Source organism: Roseixanthobacter finlandensis, from assembly GCF_043195105.2.
In the GTDB taxonomy this organism is placed as follows: Bacteria; Pseudomonadota; Alphaproteobacteria; order Rhizobiales; family Xanthobacteraceae; genus NCEH01.
Window position 1 is genome coordinate 5,182,279 of sequence record NZ_CM195536.1, and the last position, 15,679, is coordinate 5,197,957.

Sequence of the window (15,679 nt, forward strand, 5' to 3'; positions counted from 1 at the left end):
GTTCTGCTCTGGAAGGGAGGGTCAGTCGGTGCGCTGCATGCCCCAGCGGCCGATGGTGCGGCGTTCGAGCCAGTCGAAGAACACGGTCTCCACCAGCAATCCCACGATGCCGATGATGAGCATGCCGCCGATCACGAGGTCCGGGCGCAGCTGCCAGCGGGCGTTGTCGATCATGAAGCCGAGGCCGTCGGTGGCGGCGAGGATCTCGGCGCTGATGATCACGCGCCAGCCGGTGCCGTAGCCGAGCCGCAGGCCGGTGAGGATGAACGGCATGGCGGCCGGGATCACCACCCGCAGGAAGGCGCGCAGCGGCTTGGTGCCGAACACCTTCACCACGCGGATATATTGCTCGTCGATGGCGGCGACGCCGGCGGCGGTGTTCACCAGGATCGGGAACACGGCAGTGATGAAGATGGCGAAGATGATCGACTTGAAGCCGAGCCCGAACCACAGGATCGCCAGCGGCACCCAGGCAACGCCGGGAATGGGATAGATGATGCGGATCGTGGTCTGCAGCGCGCTCTGCGTCCAGCGGGACCAGCCGACCACGAGGCCGAGCGGCAGGCCCACGATCACGGAAGCCACATAGCCGACCACCTGGCGTTCCAGGGAGCGCGTCACATTGTGGATCAGGTCGCCGTCGGCGAACGCTTCGCGCACCGCCTGCGCCACTTCCATCGGGGTCGGCAGGAGATGGCGCGGATAGATGCCGGAGCTGGCGGCGAGATGCCAGAGCAGGATCACGCCGACGAGGAACAGATATCCCACCGCCGCATGGGCGAAGCGGGTGGAGCGGGGGCCGCGCAGGCGGTCCATGACCGAGCGGGGGCCGCGCTCCGCGACGGCGGCGGGGGTCGCATCAATTGGCGACATGGCTTGCTCCTTCCTGCGCCGGGGCCGGCACGCCGGCGCCGAGAATGTCCGCGAGGCCGCGATAGGTCTTGTGATGGCCGAGGCCCATCTCCTCGCCGAGCGAGGCGCGCACCTGGTTGACGCGTTCGAGATAGGCCGGAGAAGTCACGTCGCGCGGCCGGGGAAGATCGTTCTCGACCACCAGCTTCATGCGGCCGGGCCGGGAGGTCATGACGACGATGCGGTCGGCGAGCTGCACCGCTTCGTCGATATTGTGGGTCACGAACAGCACCGTCTTGTTGAGCGCTTCCCAGATCGAGAGCAATTCGTCCTGGAGCTGGGCGCGGGTGAAGGCGTCGAGCGCGGCGAACGGCTCGTCCATCAGCAGCACCTTGGGATTGACGGCGAGGGCGCGGGCGATGGAGACGCGCTGGCGCATGCCGCCGGAAAGCTGCTTGGGAAAGGCGTCGGCGAATTTGTCGAGCCCCATGACGGCGAGGATCGCACGCGCCCGCTCCAGCCGGGGCGTCTTCTGCCAGCCCTGGGATTCCAGGCCGAAGGCGACGTTCTCGGCCACCGTCAGCCAGGGAAACAGCGCGTAGTCCTGGAACACATAGGCGCGGTCGGGACCGGGACCGGTCACCTTGCGCTCGTCCACCCGCACTTCGCCGCCCGACTGCTTGAGCAGGCCGGCGACGATGTTGAGGGCGGTGGTCTTGCCGCAGCCGGACGGGCCGAGCAGGCAGATGAACTCGCCGGTGGCGATGTCCAGGCTGAAGTCCTGGAGGGCCACCACCTGGCTCCCACCGGGGACCGAATAGGTCTTTCGCAGATTGCGGATTTCGACGCGGGACATGTCATCCTCAGCGATATATCGGATCAGATATTTGTCCGCATGAGACGTATTGGCGCCGTATTGGTCAAGCGCAAATTTTATGCAAGTCGTTGATTAAAAAGTAGATTTTTCACAAATGCAGACGCGCCGAAGCGCGCCGCCTCCGCTTTGGAGGGGCGTGCTTCAGGCGTGGGCGGCGGGGGAGAAACGCCCCGCCGCATGTGTCGGCGGTCGTGCCGCCGGGGTCGCTGGCCCGGATCGGGCCTAAATCTATGTTAGAGCACGCGTTATCCGATCAGCTTGCGATGCAAGCTGATCGGCGCGTGCCCTACAGCGCGCCGCAGTCCGGCGGGATGCGCTTATGAAAATCGGTCCTTTGCTGATAGGCGTCGGCCGCGCGCAGCAGCAGGTCTTCGCCATAGGGGCGGCCGACCAGCTGGAACGAGGCGGGCAGGCCGTTGTCGGTGAAGCCGCACGGCACCGCCACCGCCGGCAGGCCGAGATAATTGATGCCGCGCGTGCAATGGGTGAGCTTGCCGAGCACGGTCGCGAAATCCGCCTGTGTGGTCTCCGCGATCGAGGGCACGGGAATGGCGAAGGTGGGAATGTGCACCATGTCCGCCTCGCCCATGGCGGTGGCGAGCCATTCGCGGGCGATGGTGCCGCGCATCATCAGCGCCTCGGCATAGCGCGTCGCGGGATACGAAAGGCCCGGCATCAGGCGCGCGCGCACCTGGGCGCCGATGTCCTGCGGCCGCTCCACCAGCGCCTTGCGATGCAGGGTCGCGCCCTCCACCGCCATCACCAGCATGATCAGGGCGTTGATCAGCGCCATGTCCGGCACTGCGGTTTCGATCACGCGTGCGCCGGCGTCCTTCATCACGCGCAGGCTCTCGTCCAGCAGGGCGTTGATCTCGGGCGTCGCGGCCTCGCGATAATAGGCCTGCGGCACCGCGATGGTGAGGCCGGAGAGATCGCCCGTCAGCGCGGCCTCATAATCGTACACCTTCGCGTTCACGCTGGAGGCGTCGCGCGGATCCGGCCCGCCGATCACGGACAGGATGCGCGCCGCGTCCCGCGCGCTGGTGGCGAGCGGGCCGAGCGTATCCAGCGAGGGCGCGAGCGGCATGGCGCCATAAAGAGGCACCAGGCCGTGGGTGGGCTTGATGCCGGTGATGCCGCACATGCCGGCGGGATGGCGAATGGAGCCCGCCGTATCCGAGCCGAGCGCCGCCGGCACCAGCCGCGCCGCCACCGCCGCGCCGGAGCCGGAGGACGAGCCGCCCGGTCCATAAGCGGTGTTCCAGGGGTTCAGCCCGTGGCCATATTGGGCGTTGAAGCCGGTGGGCGAGAGCGCGAGCTCGGCGAGGTGCAGCGTGCCGAGATCGAGCGCGCCCGCCGCGTCCAGCCGCTCCAGGGCGGTGGACGTGGTGTCGGGGACGAAATCCTTGCGGATCAGCGAACCGCCGGTGCACACGCGCCCGGCGCGGTAATAGAGATCCTTATGGGCGAGCGGCACGCCGGCCAGCGGGCCGAGCTTTTCCCCCCGCGCCCGCGCTTGATCCACCGCGCGCGCCGCTTCCAGCGCGCTATCGCGGGTGATCAGCATGATGGCGTTGAAGCGCGGTCCCATGCGCTCCAGCCGGTCGAGGGCGAGATTGGCCACCTGCTCGGCGGAAGCCTCACCCTTCGCGATGGCGTCGGCCGTGGCGACAACGCCCCATTCCTGCATTTCGCTCATGGCTTTGCCTTCGTGTCGGTGCTTGGCGCGGCGAAGCTGGCGCACAGGGTGGCGAAGCTCCAGGGCGCATCGGCGAGCGTGATCCGCTCGCTCGCGCCCGCCTCGATGGTCGCGTTGATCGCCAGCGCCACGTCGCGCGCCGCCGCCGCCTGGGCGGGATCGAGGGTGACACCGTTGAGCGCGCGGATGCGGCTCGTCCAATCATCTTCGGTCATGGTGAGGCCTTTCAGTGCACGCCGAGGAAGCGGGTCAGGGTTTCGGGTTGGCGGGCGATCTCGGCGGCGGGCGCCTCATGTACCACGCGTCCGGTTTCCAGGATGTAGACCCGGTCGGCCACCGCCAGCGCGCTGTAGAGATTTTGCTCCACCAGAAGAATGGAGAGCCCGGCGCGCTTCAATTCGGCGATGATGCCTTCGAGATGCTGCACCATCACCGGCGCGAGGCCCTCGGAGGGCTCGTCCATCAGGATCAGCTCGGGGTCGATCATCAGCGCGCGCGCCACCGCGAGCATCTGCCGCTCGCCGCCGGAGAGCTGGTTGCCGCGATGGTGGCGCCGCTCGCCGAGGCGGGGGAAGAATTCGAAGGCCTTCGCCACCGTCCAGCCATGGGTCGCGCTGGCGGGCTTGAGCACGGTGAGGTGCTCGGTCACGGTGAGCGAGGGAAACAGCCGCCGGCCCTGGGGCACCAGGGCGATGCCGCTGCGGGCGATGAGATGGGGGGCGACGCCGAGCAGGCTCTTGCCCTTCCAGCGCACCGCGCCCTGCCGCACATTGGGCGGCGACAGCCCCATGATGGAGCGGATGAGCGTGGTCTTGCCCATGCCGTTGCGGCCGAGCAGCGCCACCACTTCGCGCGTCCCGACATTCAGGCGCGCGCCGTGCAGCACATGGGCGTCGCCGTAATAGGAATGGATGTCCTCGACCTCAAGCATTGTGCCGCGCCTTGCCGAGATAGACGTCCTGGACGTCGCTGTTGCCACGGATTTCCGACGGCGGCGCCTCCACCAGCAGCTTGCCGTTGTTGAGACAGGTGACGTAGTCCACCAGCGAGAGGATCAGGTCCATGTCGTGCTCGATCAGCACCAGGGTCAGCGCGCGCGGCAGGGCGCGGATGATGTCGGAGACGATCACGCGCTCGGCCGGGGAGAGGCCGGCGGCGGGCTCGTCCAGCAGCAGCAGCTTGGGCTGGGCGACCAGGGCCATGGCCATTTCCAGCTGGCGTTGTTCGCCATAGGAGAGTTCCTTCACCGCCGCGTCGCGCCGCGTGTGCAGGCGGGAAATCTCCAGCGCCGCGCCGGCCCGGCGGGTTTCCTCCGCATCCAGCGCGTCCGTGCCGAAGAAGGAGAATTTGCGCGGCGAGAGGCCCCGCACCGCGAGGCGCATATTCTCCGCCACCGTGAGGTTGGGAAACAGATTGGTGATCTGGAAGGTCCGGCTCATGCCGCGCAGGGCGCGCGCATGCACCGGCGCGCGGGTCACGTCCGTGCCGGCGAAGATCACCTGGCCGGAGGTGGCGGCGACGACGCCGGTGATGGCGTTGAACAAAGTGGTCTTGCCGGCGCCATTGGGGCCGATGATGGCGCGCCGCTCGCCCTCTCGGACGCGGATCGACACGCCATCCACGGCGCGCAGCGCGCCGAATTGGACCGTGACGGAATCGAGTTGCAGAAAATCGGTCACGACGCGGGGCGCCTCGGTTCGATGCCGGCGAGCCTGCCGGCGAAGGGGAAAGCGAGAGGGGTCGGCGTCAGGGCTGAGCCCACCCCTCTCGCCAGCCGATGCGGAGCCTCCAAAGGGGGGAAGAGGCGGCTCCGCTGCGGCATTCAGCTTTTCTTGATGCCCTGGAAGTCGCGCGAATAGGGCGGCTGCTTCATGTAGGTTTCCGGATCATACTTCCAGAATTGCGACACCTGCGGATAGGTGGCAATCGGTACGTTCCAGTATTTGCCGTCCGCATTCTTGACCACCTTGCGGATCGACACGTCGTAGATCGGATTGCCGAAGGCATCGAGCTTCACGGTGGTGCCGAGGGGCGAGTTGGCGAGGTCCGTCTTCATCACAGAAGCCAGGAACGCCGCGCGGTCGGCGGTCGCGCCGTTGAGCGGCTTCAGCGCCTCGTCGATCCACATGGCGCCGGAATACATGGAGAAGCCGTAGAGCGAAGGCAGCTTGGAGAATTTCTTGCCGTACGCGGCCACGAACTCCTTGGTGCGCGGATTGTCCGAGCCTTCGGCGAAATGCGCGGCGACCACGACGCCCTCGACCTCATCGCCCATGGTGCGGATCACCGACTGGTCGGTGACGTTCATGGCGCCCACCAGCGGAATCTGGCCCTTCAGGCCGAAGTTCGCATATTGCTGCATCAGGCGCGCGGCATCCGCCCCGGTCTCCATGCAGAAGATCACGTCGGCGCCGAGATTGGCGAGCTGGCCGAGATAGGGGCTGAAGTCGGAGGTGTTGAGCGGGTGCCAGAACTGGCCCAGCACCTGGCCGCCGCCCTCGGTGAAGGTCTGGCAGAAGCCGCCGCACTGCTCATGCCCGAACGTATAGTCCTGGCTGATGGTGGCGACCTTGCGATAGCCCTGCTTCAGGCACCAGTCGGCGAGCGGACGGGGGAACTGGCTCGCGGTATAGCCGGCGACCCGGATCACGTTCTTGATGCGGTGGCGCTGGGTGAGATCGTCGGCGGCGATGATCGGGATGAAATAGGGCATGCCGTTGCCCTTCACGTAATTCGCCACCGCAAGGCCGGTGTTGGCAAGCAGATTGCCGAACAGCATGTCCACATTGGCCTGCTCCACCAGGCGCCGGGCCTTCTGGAGCGCGGTATCGGGGTTGGAGGCGTCGTCTTCCACGACGATTTCCACCTTGCGGCCACCGGACTGGAAGCCGCGCTCTTCCCAATACATGTTGAAGCCGTCCACCATCTCGCGGCCGCCGGCGGCGACCACTCCGGTGAGCGGCGCCATGACGCCGATCCTGATCGGTCCGCTCGCCTGCGCGCGGGCGACATAAGGCATCGCCACGGTGCCGACGGCGGCCAGCGCGGCGCTTGATTTCAGAAACGTCCTGCGATCCATCTGTCCCGCTCCTGTCTGGAATTGATTGTTGTCGTCTTCAGCGGCGTCGTTGCGCCACAAAGCTGCGAATGCGCCCGAGGATGCCTTCGGGGGCGAAGATCATGATCAGAACGAACATTGCGCCGAGCACGCTCTGCCAGCGCTCGGTGTAGAGGCTGACGAGATTTTCCAGCCCGATGATGGCGAAGGATCCGATGAACGCGCCAAACAGCGTGCCGACCCCGCCGGTGATCGCCATCAGCAGCCCTTCCACCGATTGGGAGAGGCCGACCGTGGAGGGGCTGACGAAATCGTTGAACATGGCGTAGAGCGCCCCGGCGATACCGGCGAAGAAGCCGGAGACGGTGAAGGCCAGGAACAGGTGCGCCGGCACGTTGTAGCCGAGCGAGCGCATGCGGCTCTCGCTGTCGCGGATGCCGCGCAGCGTCAGCCCGAACGGCGAGCGCACGAACCGCCACATCACGAAGGCGACCACGGCCACCGCCGCGAACACCGCGTAATAGAAGGAAAATCCATCGGCGAGGGCGGCGGGCCGCACCGCGCCGCGCAGGCCGTTTTCCCCGCCCGTGACGCTGGTCCAGCGCAGGCACACGCCCCACACGATCATGCCGAGCGCGAGGGTCAGCAGCAGAAAATAGACCCCGGAGGTGCGGATCGCCAGCAAGGCGAAGATCGCCGCGACAAAGGTCGCCGCCGCGATGCCCAGAACCACGCCCACATAAGCCGAGCCGCCCATATGCGAGGTCCAATAGACCACCACATAGGTGGAGACGCCGAAGATGGCGCCATGGCACAGGGGCGTGCGGCCGGTGTAGCCGGCGAGTATGTCCACCGCCATGGCCAGCACCGCGAAGATCAAGACTTCGGTGAGGATGCTCACCTGATAGGTCGGCAGGATCAGCGGCAGCACCGCGAACGCGAGCGCGCCGAGCGCGATGGCGCCCAGGGCGAGGCGCGACATGCCGGTTTCCCGGGCGGGGAGCGGGGCGGGATTGGGAACGGGGGAGGCCATCACGCCGCCTTTCCGAACAGGCCGAGCGGGCGGAAGGCGAGGATCGCCGCCATGGGGCCGAAGATGACGAAATAAGCGAATTCCGGGAACATCACCTGTCCCACCGTATTCAGCAGCCCGACGATCAGCGCCCCCACCGCCGCGCCGACGAGGCTGCCGCGTCCGCCGATGATCACAACCGCGAGCGAGAACACGAGGATCTCCGCATCCGCGCTCGGGTAAAGCGTGAGGAAGGCGCCGCCCACCGCCCCGCCGAGCCCGGCCAGCGCCGCGCCCAGCATGAAGGTGAGCAGGAAGATGCGGCGGATGTTGATGCCCATCGCCTCGATGGTTTCCGGATCGTCCACCCCGGCGCGGATCAGGGCGCCGAGCCGGGTCTTGTTGAGCAGCAGCCAGAGCGCGACGAAGATGAGAATGCCCAGCGCCAGCACGAACAGGCGATACTTGGGATAGAACATCCCGGAGAAGCGCACCGCCCCGCGCAGGAATTGCGGCGCCGGCACCGTGTAGGTATCGCCGCCGAAGATCACGAGCGTCATGTCGTTCAGAATGAAGGCGACGCCCAGCGTCAGCAGCACTTGGCGCAATTCATATCCGCGCACGAAGCGCAGCAGGCCTTGGTCGAGCACCAGCCCGGTCGCCGCCACCACGGCCATGGCGGCGAGGATGCCGAGGAAGAAATTGCCTGTGGCGCTCGCCGCCGCATAGCCCGCATAGCCGCCCAGCAGGTACAGCGCGCCGTGCGCAAGATTCACGATGCGCAGCAGGCCGAAGATCAGCGTGAAGCCCGAGGCCACGATGAACAGCAGCGCCGCGAAGGTGAGCCCGTTGAGGAGCTGGAAGGCGTTGAGGCTGTTCATCCCGCATCCGCCACGCTGAGGGCGTCGGGCCGCTGGCCGAGATACCAGTCGTAGATCTGTTCCCCGGTCATGAAGGCGACGTCGTCCTTCGCCTTCATGGTCTCGAAGATCTTGCGGAAATGCTTCAGCCGGTGCGGCGCGCCCATGATGTAGGGATGCACCACCAGGGCCATGATGCGCGCGCTGTCGCGGCTGTCATGGTGGATCTGCTCGAACTGGTCGATGGCGCGATCGTAATATTCGCTCGCTTTGTGATGCTGGATCAGCATCATCGCCACGTCGTTGCATTCCTGGGTGTAGGGAATATTGACGATCGGCGTCGTGCGGGTCTTCAGCACCACCGGCTGGTCGTCCAGCACCCAGTCGCAGACATAATCATAGCCCTGTTCCACCAGGATGTCGGGGGTCTCCCAGGTCTCGGTGAGGCCCGGCCCCAGCCAGCCGCGCGGGCGCTTGCCGGTGAAGGCTGCGATGGCCTGCGTGGTCTTGGCGATGTCCTCGCGCTCGTCGGGCACCTTCTGCATGTTCTTCTGCGAGAAGCCGTGGCCCATGAATTCCCATTTGCGCTCCAGCGCCGCTTCCGCGATCGGCGCATAGCTGGAAATGGCCGAGCCGTTGATGGCGAGCACAGCCGGCAGGGCGAAATCGTCGAACACTTCCAGCATGCGCCAGAAGCCGACGCGATTGCCGTATTCGTGCCAGGCCCAATTGGGGATGTCGGGCGTGGGCGAGCCGCCGGCCGGCGGGGTGAGGACGGTGCGCGGCATGGTCTCGCGCGGGTTCCATTCCTCGATATTGACGATCACCCACACCGCCATGCGGGCGCCGCCCGGCAGGGTCAGCTTGGGTCGGCGGGAAATGGGGGAAAAGGCGATGCGCTCGGTGGGCAGCATGTCTCAGGCCTCCGGTTCGCCGATGGTGAGGGTTAAGGTGCCGAAGCCGTCGATGGCGCCGAGGACGCGGTCGCCGGGATGGATCTCGCCGACCCCGGCGGGGGTGCCGGTCATGATGAGGTCGCCCGGCTCCAGGCGATAGGAGCGCGAGAGATTGGCGACGATTTCCGGCACGTTCCAGATCATCTGCGCGAGGTCGCCGCGCTGGTGCTCGACGCCATTGACGCTCAGCGTGATGGCGCCGCGCGCCGGATCGCCGCCGGTGCCGGCGGGATAGAGCGGGCCGCACGGGGCGGAAAGATCGAACGCCTTGCCCGCTTCCCACGGCAGGCGCTTGTCGCGGCAATCGCGCTGGCGGTCGCGGCGGGTCAGGTCGATGCCGATGCCATAGCCGAAGATGGCGTCCTGTGCCTGCGCGAGGTCGATGTTGCGGGCGGTGGCGCCGATGGCGACCACCAGCTCGATCTCATATTGGAAATCGCGGGTATCGGCGGGATAGGGAATGGTGGCGCCGTCCGCGACGATGCTGTCGCGCGGCTTCTGGAAGAAGAAGGGCGGATCGCGCTCGTCTTCCGCTTCCTTCATCTCGCGGATATGGGCGAGATAATTGCGGCCCACGCAATAGACGCGGCGCACCGGGAAGCGCGCCGCGCGGCCGACCACGGGCAGCGCGACGATCTCAGGGACGGGAATTGCGAAGGCGGTGCTCATGGATGCGCTCAGGCCTTTGTCTTCGTTGCCTGGTACCAGTCGAGGATCTCTTCCCCGTTCCAGAACAGCACGTCGCCGAGGCTGGCGGCATACTCATAGATCTGTTCCAGATACTTGATGCGATGCGGCTGGCCGGAAATATAGGGGTGGATCGCCACCGCCAGGATCTTCGCCCGCTCTTCCCCTTCGGCGTGCAGGCGGTCGATGCTGTCCTTGAAGCGCTGCACCCAATAGGGCGATTCATGATGGGCCACCGCCATCATGGGAATGTCGTTGTGCTCCACCGTATAAGGCAGCGTGACCAGCGGGCCCTTGGCGGTGGTGATGTCGCAGGGCTCGTCGTCCCACACCCAGTCGCCGATATATTTCACGCCCGCCTCGGCGAGGTTCTCCGGGGTTTCCAGGGTCTGCGTCAGGCCCGGTCCGAGCCAGCCCTTGGGGCGCTTGCCGGTGAATTTTTCCAGGATGTCCATGGAGCGGAAGATCATGCCGCGCTGGTCGTCCTGCTTGTGGATCGGCCCCTGGTCATAGGCGTGGCCCATGAACTCCCAGCCGGCATCGCGCGCCTGGGCGGCGACCCGCTCATAATCCTCGGTGACGCGGGCATTGATGGAGAGGGTGGGGCGGATGCCGAGCTTCTCGTACAGCTTGAAGAAGCGCCAGGCGCCGACCCGCATGCCGTATTCGTGCCAGCTCCAGTTCGGCACGTCGGGCAACAGCACCTGTCCGGTGGGGGCGGGGAGAACCTGGCGCGCCATGGGGCGGGCGATGTCCCACACTTCGAAATTCACGATGGTCCACAGAACCACGCGCGCCTTGCCGGGCAGCTTGAGCGGCGGGCGGTCGACAATGGCGGAATAGGGCGCGCGGTCGCGCGGCAGCAGGGTCATCGAAACTCTCCGCGAAATTCAGCGATGCGGGAAAAAAGCGCGTGTCTCATGCGATGGCCGCCTGGCGGATGGCGGCCACGCCGGGCCGCAGCAGGGATTCCAGCGTCGCATAAAGGAAAGTGGCGCCGCGCCCGACCCAGTGCGCGGTGGTCTGCTCGGTCACCGGCAGGCCGAAGGCGCGGCCGGCGGCGGCGAGGCGCGCGGTGATGTCGTCCACCGCGGCCACCAGTTCGGGGCGGCTCGTATTGCCGAGGAACCCCATGGAATGGGCGAGGTCGTTGGGTCCCACCAGGATCAGGTCGATGCCGGGAGCGGCGGCGATGGCGTCCAGCCGGGCATGGCCTTGCGCGCTCTCGATCTGGGCGATCAGCATCAGGTCGGCTTCCCGGCCGCAGGTGGCGGCGCGCGCCGTGGCATGGAGCATGGCGCAGGCTTCCACGCTTTCGACCTGCGGCAGGACCAAGCCGTCGATGCCGCAATCGAAATAGCGGGTGAGGATCGCGGGATCCTTGGAGGGCGAGCGCACCACCGCGCTCATGCCGCACGCCTGGGCGGCGCGGGCGAGCATGGGCACGCTTTCCACCGACACCGCCGTGCGCTCGCAATCGATGAACAGGCAATCGGCGCCGCAGGCGGCGAGCGCCTCGACCGCCGGCAGGGACGCCCCGCCGGGATTGACCGCCAGGATCGGGCGACCCGCGAGGATCATGGCCTTGGTGCGCGGGAGGCTGGTGCGGACCCTCATGCGCCGTCTCCACCACAGGGCGTGCGGGCCGCGTCCCGGACCGGCGGCGCGGACGAAGCGCGGCCTGCGCGAGCGGCTGATCCTGCGGGGGCGAGGGGGGCGGACATGGGGCCGGAAGTCCTTCCTGGCGCGACTGGAGAATTCAAAAATTGCGTACAATCTGATGACCGTCAATAATTAATGTATACAATTTTTGCTCAAAAATTCACCCGCTTCTGCCCGCAATATAGGCTTGAAGCTGTTCATTTCCCGGTCCTAGCTGAGGCAGGTTCCGCCCCGGAGTCAGGCTTCGCGGGTGGGTTGGATTGTATCCTCGTGTGGGTTCGGGTATGGCGGCTATGGCTGATCAAAAGGAGCGACCACCGGGCATGTCAGCGATTGTTTCCGACGCGCTCGGCGAAACCGCCCCGGACTCTTTCGGCGAAGGCGCGGACGCGGAGCGCGCGCCGACCCGCTCGCTCTCCGTCGCCGACCGGATTCGCGCCTCGATTCTCTCCGGAGATTTCGAGCCCGGCGCGCGGCTTCACGAGGTGCGCCTCAGCGAGCGGCTCGGAGTTTCGCGCACCCCCGTACGCTCGGCGCTGCAATCGCTCGCGAGTGAAGGGCTGCTGGAATATGCCCCGAACCGCGGCTATTCGGTGCGCCGGTTCCTCACCTCCGAGATCGTCGATGCCTATGAGATCCGCACCATGCTGGAATCGCTCGCGACCCGGCTCGCCGCCGAGCGCGGGCTGACCGACGCGGAGCGGGCGGTGATCGAGGGGGCGCTCGCCGATGGCGACGCCATTCTCGCCAAGGAGGAATTGGAGGAATCCGACCGGATCGGCTATGGCGCGGTCAATTTCGCCTTCCACGACACCATCCACGCCGCCTCGCGCTGCCGCATGCTGGGCGACATGATCCGCATGTGCCAGAGCGTGCCCCAATCCTCCCACCGCAACGTGGTCTCGTTCGAATATCTCGAGGTGCGCCGCCGCCACGAGGACCATCACCGCATCTATGACGCCATCCTGCTGCGCGATGCCTATCGCGCGGAAATGCTGATGCGCGAGCATGTGGCGAGCGTGAAGACCGGCCTCGTGCGCTCCATCAGCGGGCGCGCGCCCACCCGAAGCCGGCGCTAGAGCACGCGCCGATCGGCTTGCATCGCAAGCGGATCGGATAACGCGTTCTCTAGCGAATGTTTCGAGACTGATTCACCGATCAAGTTGGTTCAACCTGATCGGATCAGGCTCTGAGCCATGGCGCTGGCGGCCCGCGCCGGCCTGTTCTACGCTCCGCCGCCCGAATACACCTGCCGGAGACCAGGCGTGCAGATCGCATCCATCGACCACATCGTGCTGACGGTGGCGGACATTGACCGCACCGTTGAATTTTACACCCGCGTTCTCGGCATGCGCAAAGAGGTATTCGGCGAGAACCGGATCGCGCTCGCGTTCGGCGCGCAGAAGTTCAATCTTCAGGACGGGCGTTCGAAGCAGGATATCGTCGCGATCGCAGAGCACCCGACGCCCGGTTCGGTGGATCTGTGCCTGCTGTCGGCGGTGCCGCTCGACGCGGTGATCGCCCATCTTGCGGCCTGCGAGGTGCCGATCGCCGCCGGCCCGGTGCGGCGCACCGGCGCGACCATGCCGCTGCGCTCGGTCTATATCCGCGATCCCGATGCCAATCTGATCGAGATTTCCGTCCGCTGGGAAGAAGAGGCGCCGGCCGCTCTGTGAGCCGGCGGCGCGCTCAGGCGTCGAAGGCCCGCACATTGTAGCCGGCCGGCTGGGTGCGGGCATAGGCGCAGGCGGCGCGCACCACATCTTCCTCGCAATAGGCGCGCGCGACGATCTGGAGCCCCACCGGCATGCCGTCGTCGGCGATCCCCGCGCACACCGCCCCGGCCGGCTGGCCGGTGAGGTTGAAGGGATAGGTGTAGAACACCCAGGACACCAGATTGCGGTCCGGCAGGCTGTCGGGAATATTCTTGCCGGCGTCCAGCGAGGTCACGGGCAGCACCGGCGAGATCAGGATGTCGTAGCGCTCGAAGAAGGCGCGCAGCTTCTCGCGCAAAGCATAGCGCTCGAATACGCTGGTGTAATAGCTGCGCATCTCCTGGGCGAGCGCGGGAGCCAGCACCTCGGCCACCGCCGGGTCCAGCAAATCGCGCTGGTTTTCCAGGAAGGACCGCAGGCGAATGCCGACGCCGGCATAGAATTCCGCCGTCCACAGATCGGCCGGATCGCTATCGAACACGCTGTCGACGAGATCGACCTCGCAGCCCAAGCTTTCGAAGGTCTTGGCTGCGCGATCGGTGATCGCCAACACCTCCGGGTCGGGCCGGGCATAGCCGAGCGTCGGGCTGTAGGCGACGCGCATGCCGGCGACCGAAGCCTTTGTCGCGCCCATCACGTCCGGCACCGGACCGGCGACGCCGAACGGGTCGCGCCGGTCGGGCCCGGCGATGGCCGAGAACAGCAGCGCCGCGTCTTCCATGGAACGGGCGATGGGCCCCACATGGGCCAGCGTCGGGGTCGCGGAGGTGGGCCATACCGGCACGCGGCCGAAATGCCCCTTGATGCCGGCAAGCCCGGTGAAAGCGCAGGGAATGCGCACCGAGCCGCCGCCGTCGGTGCCGAGGGCGAACGGCGTGATCCCCGCCGCCACCGAAGACGCCGCCCCGGCGCTGGAGCCGCCGGGGGTCTTGTCGAGGTTCCAGGGGTGGCGCGTGATGCCGGTCAGCGGGCTATCGCCCACCGGCTTGCAGCCGAATTCGCTGGTGGTGGTCTTGCCGATCAGGATGCCGCCGGCCGCCTTGGCGCGCTCCACCGCGGGCGCATCCACGCTCGCGACATTGTCCGCCATGGCGCGCGAGCCGGAGGCATAGCGCTGGCCCTTCACCGCCATCAAATCCTTGGCGGAGAACGGTAGGCCGTGCAGCAGGCCGAGCGGCGCGCCTTTCATCACCGCGTCTTCCGCGACACGGGCGGCGGCCATGGCCTCGTCCTCCATCAGCACGAAGAAGGCGTTCAGCGTGCCTTGCGTCGCCTGCGCCTTGTCCAGCGCGCGCCGCGTCAGCTCCACGGGCGAGATATCGCGGGTGCGGATGCGCCGGCGCAGCTCCAGCGCGCTCATGGTGTCGAATGCGGCGGACATGGGGCTCTCCGGGGTATGGCGAGGATTCCCTCTCCCGCTTGCGGGGGAGGGCCAGGGAGGGGGAAGAGGCGCTGGGGAATGAAGCACCCCATCCGGCTTCGCCGGCCCCCTCCCCAACCCTCCCCCGCACGCGGGAGAGGGGGCATATTGCGATTAAAGGGGGCGTTGTGCCCCGCTCAGTTGAGGATGGCGAACGCGCGCACCGGGGAGCCGGAGCCGCCCTTGAACTTCAGCGGCGCGCCGAAGAACTGGAACTCGCCCTTGCCCACCAGCTCCTCCAGGTTCACCAGCCATTCCCAATGGCTCACCCCGAGGTCGCGGCACAGGCGGTGCTGGGCGAAGATGTTGTCCGTGGGCTTGTCGGTGGAAGGGCCTTCCACGCCGTGCATCTTCGAGCCGCGATCATACAGCCAGCGGGTCGCCTCGGCGGTGAGGAGCGGGTTTTTCCAGACCGAATCCAGGCTCGGATAATTGCGCGTATGGAAGCCGGTGCACAGCAGCACGATATGGCCGTCCACTTTCACGCCGGCCTTCTTCTCCGCCTCTTCCATGTCGGCGACGGTGATTTCGCCGAGATCGGGGATGTGGCGCAGGTCGAAGCACACCGCCTTGCCCATGAACATGTCGAGCGGCATCTCGTCCACCGGCGCGCCGTTCGGGTTCACATGGCGATAGGCGTCCACATGGGTGCCCACATGGTCGAGCATGGCAATGAAATTGGTCTGGAAGGTCATGGCGTCGCCGGGCACGCCGAGATTGAGGCCCTTGGAGCCCTCATGGCTCATATGGGTGGTGATGACCGGCCGCTGGAATAGCTTGTGGGCCGGCATATTGTCTTCGATGAGGAGGGAGAGGTCGATGACTTTGGACATGGTCGCTCCTTGGCGGGCTTGGTTTTCGGGGGAATTGCTGGCATTCGG

Annotated in this window: 17 protein-coding genes; 2 read left to right on the forward strand and 15 right to left on the reverse strand. The window is 66.8% G+C overall.

Annotated features, from left to right (window positions below):
* Positions 1 to 21 precede the first annotated feature (21 nt).
* The 13 genes from V5G24_RS24030 to V5G24_RS24090 form a co-directional block, all read right to left on the reverse strand.
* Positions 22 to 873, reverse strand: a complete 852-nt coding sequence (locus tag V5G24_RS24030; RefSeq protein ID WP_394084370.1) for an ABC transporter permease — start codon at positions 871 to 873, stop codon at positions 22 to 24.
* Positions 860 to 1,708 (reverse strand): ABC transporter ATP-binding protein, encoded by an 849-nt coding sequence (locus tag V5G24_RS24035; RefSeq protein ID WP_394084372.1) that lies wholly within the window; start codon positions 1,706 to 1,708, stop codon positions 860 to 862. Before V5G24_RS24035 ends, V5G24_RS24030 begins: the two co-directional genes overlap by 14 nt.
* Before the next feature lie 307 nt (positions 1,709 to 2,015).
* On the reverse strand, positions 2,016 to 3,428 hold the full coding sequence (locus tag V5G24_RS24040) for an amidase (protein ID WP_394084374.1): 1,413 nt from the start codon (positions 3,426 to 3,428) through the stop codon (positions 2,016 to 2,018).
* Positions 3,425 to 3,643, reverse strand: coding sequence for a hypothetical protein (locus V5G24_RS24045; RefSeq protein WP_394084376.1), 219 nt, complete (start codon positions 3,641 to 3,643; stop codon positions 3,425 to 3,427). The genes V5G24_RS24040 and V5G24_RS24045 overlap by 4 nt, the downstream gene beginning before the upstream one ends.
* A gap of 11 nt (positions 3,644 to 3,654) precedes the next feature.
* Complete coding sequence (locus V5G24_RS24050; protein WP_394084378.1) at positions 3,655 to 4,359, reverse strand: ABC transporter ATP-binding protein; 705 nt, start codon at positions 4,357 to 4,359, stop codon at positions 3,655 to 3,657.
* A complete protein-coding gene (locus V5G24_RS24055) occupies positions 4,352 to 5,107 on the reverse strand; it encodes an ABC transporter ATP-binding protein (RefSeq protein WP_394084380.1) in 756 nt (251 codons plus the stop codon). Before V5G24_RS24055 ends, V5G24_RS24050 begins: the two co-directional genes overlap by 8 nt.
* Before the next feature lie 143 nt (positions 5,108 to 5,250).
* On the reverse strand, positions 5,251 to 6,507 hold the full coding sequence (locus tag V5G24_RS24060; RefSeq protein WP_394084382.1) for an ABC transporter substrate-binding protein: 1,257 nt from the start codon (positions 6,505 to 6,507) through the stop codon (positions 5,251 to 5,253).
* 37 nt (positions 6,508 to 6,544) lie between these two features.
* Positions 6,545 to 7,519 carry a branched-chain amino acid ABC transporter permease gene (locus tag V5G24_RS24065; RefSeq protein WP_394084384.1) on the reverse strand — a complete coding sequence of 325 codons (975 nt, stop codon included), beginning with the start codon at positions 7,517 to 7,519 and terminating at the stop codon, positions 6,545 to 6,547.
* Complete coding sequence (locus tag V5G24_RS24070; RefSeq protein ID WP_394084386.1) at positions 7,519 to 8,379, reverse strand: branched-chain amino acid ABC transporter permease; 861 nt, start codon at positions 8,377 to 8,379, stop codon at positions 7,519 to 7,521. The genes V5G24_RS24065 and V5G24_RS24070 overlap by 1 nt, the downstream gene beginning before the upstream one ends.
* Entirely contained in the window at positions 8,376 to 9,272 is an 897-nt protein-coding gene (locus V5G24_RS24075; protein WP_394084388.1) for a polysaccharide deacetylase family protein, read from the reverse strand. The genes V5G24_RS24070 and V5G24_RS24075 overlap by 4 nt, the downstream gene beginning before the upstream one ends.
* 3 nt (positions 9,273 to 9,275) lie before the next feature.
* Positions 9,276 to 9,983 (reverse strand): fumarylacetoacetate hydrolase family protein, encoded by a 708-nt coding sequence (locus V5G24_RS24080; protein ID WP_394084390.1) that lies wholly within the window; start codon positions 9,981 to 9,983, stop codon positions 9,276 to 9,278.
* 8 nt (positions 9,984 to 9,991) lie between these two features.
* Positions 9,992 to 10,873, reverse strand: coding sequence for a polysaccharide deacetylase family protein (locus V5G24_RS24085; RefSeq protein WP_394084392.1), 882 nt, complete (start codon positions 10,871 to 10,873; stop codon positions 9,992 to 9,994).
* A gap of 46 nt (positions 10,874 to 10,919) precedes the next feature.
* A complete protein-coding gene (locus V5G24_RS24090; protein WP_394084394.1) occupies positions 10,920 to 11,618 on the reverse strand; it encodes an HpcH/HpaI aldolase family protein in 699 nt (232 codons plus the stop codon).
* Positions 11,619 to 11,986: 368 nt separating this feature from the next.
* Here V5G24_RS24090 and V5G24_RS24095 point away from each other — a divergent pair, with 368 nt between their 5' ends.
* Entirely contained in the window at positions 11,987 to 12,742 is a 756-nt protein-coding gene (locus V5G24_RS24095; protein WP_394084396.1) for a GntR family transcriptional regulator, read from the forward strand.
* 186 nt (positions 12,743 to 12,928) lie between these two features.
* Positions 12,929 to 13,339 carry a VOC family protein gene (locus tag V5G24_RS24100; RefSeq protein WP_394084530.1) on the forward strand — a complete coding sequence of 137 codons (411 nt, stop codon included), beginning with the start codon at positions 12,929 to 12,931 and terminating at the stop codon, positions 13,337 to 13,339.
* A 13-nt stretch (positions 13,340 to 13,352) separates the two neighbouring features.
* Here the strand turns inward: V5G24_RS24100 and V5G24_RS24105 are convergent, their stop codons facing one another.
* Together V5G24_RS24105 and V5G24_RS24110 are read right to left on the reverse strand one after the other, a co-directional pair.
* Complete coding sequence (locus tag V5G24_RS24105) at positions 13,353 to 14,759, reverse strand: amidase family protein (RefSeq protein ID WP_394084398.1); 1,407 nt, start codon at positions 14,757 to 14,759, stop codon at positions 13,353 to 13,355.
* 176 nt (positions 14,760 to 14,935) lie between these two features.
* Positions 14,936 to 15,631, reverse strand: coding sequence for a cyclase family protein (locus V5G24_RS24110; protein WP_394084399.1), 696 nt, complete (start codon positions 15,629 to 15,631; stop codon positions 14,936 to 14,938).
* Between the last annotated feature and the right edge of the window lie 48 nt (positions 15,632 to 15,679).

Bases quoted from the DNA above. Each gene is read 5' to 3' on its own strand.
- V5G24_RS24030 (WP_394084370.1), bottom strand. From the start codon at position 873: ATGTCGCCAATTGATGCGACCCCCGCCGCCGTCGCGGAGCGCGGCCCC.
- V5G24_RS24035 (WP_394084372.1), bottom strand. From the start codon at position 1,708: ATGTCCCGCGTCGAAATCCGCAATCTGCGAAAGACCTATTCGGTCCCC.
- V5G24_RS24040 (WP_394084374.1), bottom strand. From the start codon at position 3,428: ATGAGCGAAATGCAGGAATGGGGCGTTGTCGCCACGGCCGACGCCATC.
- V5G24_RS24045 (WP_394084376.1), bottom strand. From the start codon at position 3,643: ATGACCGAAGATGATTGGACGAGCCGCATCCGCGCGCTCAACGGTGTC.
- V5G24_RS24050 (WP_394084378.1), bottom strand. From the start codon at position 4,359: ATGCTTGAGGTCGAGGACATCCATTCCTATTACGGCGACGCCCATGTG.
- V5G24_RS24060 (WP_394084382.1), bottom strand. From the start codon at position 6,507: ATGGATCGCAGGACGTTTCTGAAATCAAGCGCCGCGCTGGCCGCCGTC.
- V5G24_RS24065 (WP_394084384.1), bottom strand. From the start codon at position 7,519: ATGGCCTCCCCCGTTCCCAATCCCGCCCCGCTCCCCGCCCGGGAAACC.
- V5G24_RS24070 (WP_394084386.1), bottom strand. From the start codon at position 8,379: ATGAACAGCCTCAACGCCTTCCAGCTCCTCAACGGGCTCACCTTCGCG.
- V5G24_RS24075 (WP_394084388.1), bottom strand. From the start codon at position 9,272: ATGCTGCCCACCGAGCGCATCGCCTTTTCCCCCATTTCCCGCCGACCC.
- V5G24_RS24080 (WP_394084390.1), bottom strand. From the start codon at position 9,983: ATGAGCACCGCCTTCGCAATTCCCGTCCCTGAGATCGTCGCGCTGCCC.
- V5G24_RS24085 (WP_394084392.1), bottom strand. From the start codon at position 10,873: ATGACCCTGCTGCCGCGCGACCGCGCGCCCTATTCCGCCATTGTCGAC.
- V5G24_RS24090 (WP_394084394.1), bottom strand. From the start codon at position 11,618: ATGAGGGTCCGCACCAGCCTCCCGCGCACCAAGGCCATGATCCTCGCG.
- V5G24_RS24095 (WP_394084396.1), top strand. From the start codon at position 11,987: ATGTCAGCGATTGTTTCCGACGCGCTCGGCGAAACCGCCCCGGACTCT.
- V5G24_RS24105 (WP_394084398.1), bottom strand. From the start codon at position 14,759: ATGTCCGCCGCATTCGACACCATGAGCGCGCTGGAGCTGCGCCGGCGC.
- V5G24_RS24110 (WP_394084399.1), bottom strand. From the start codon at position 15,631: ATGTCCAAAGTCATCGACCTCTCCCTCCTCATCGAAGACAATATGCCG.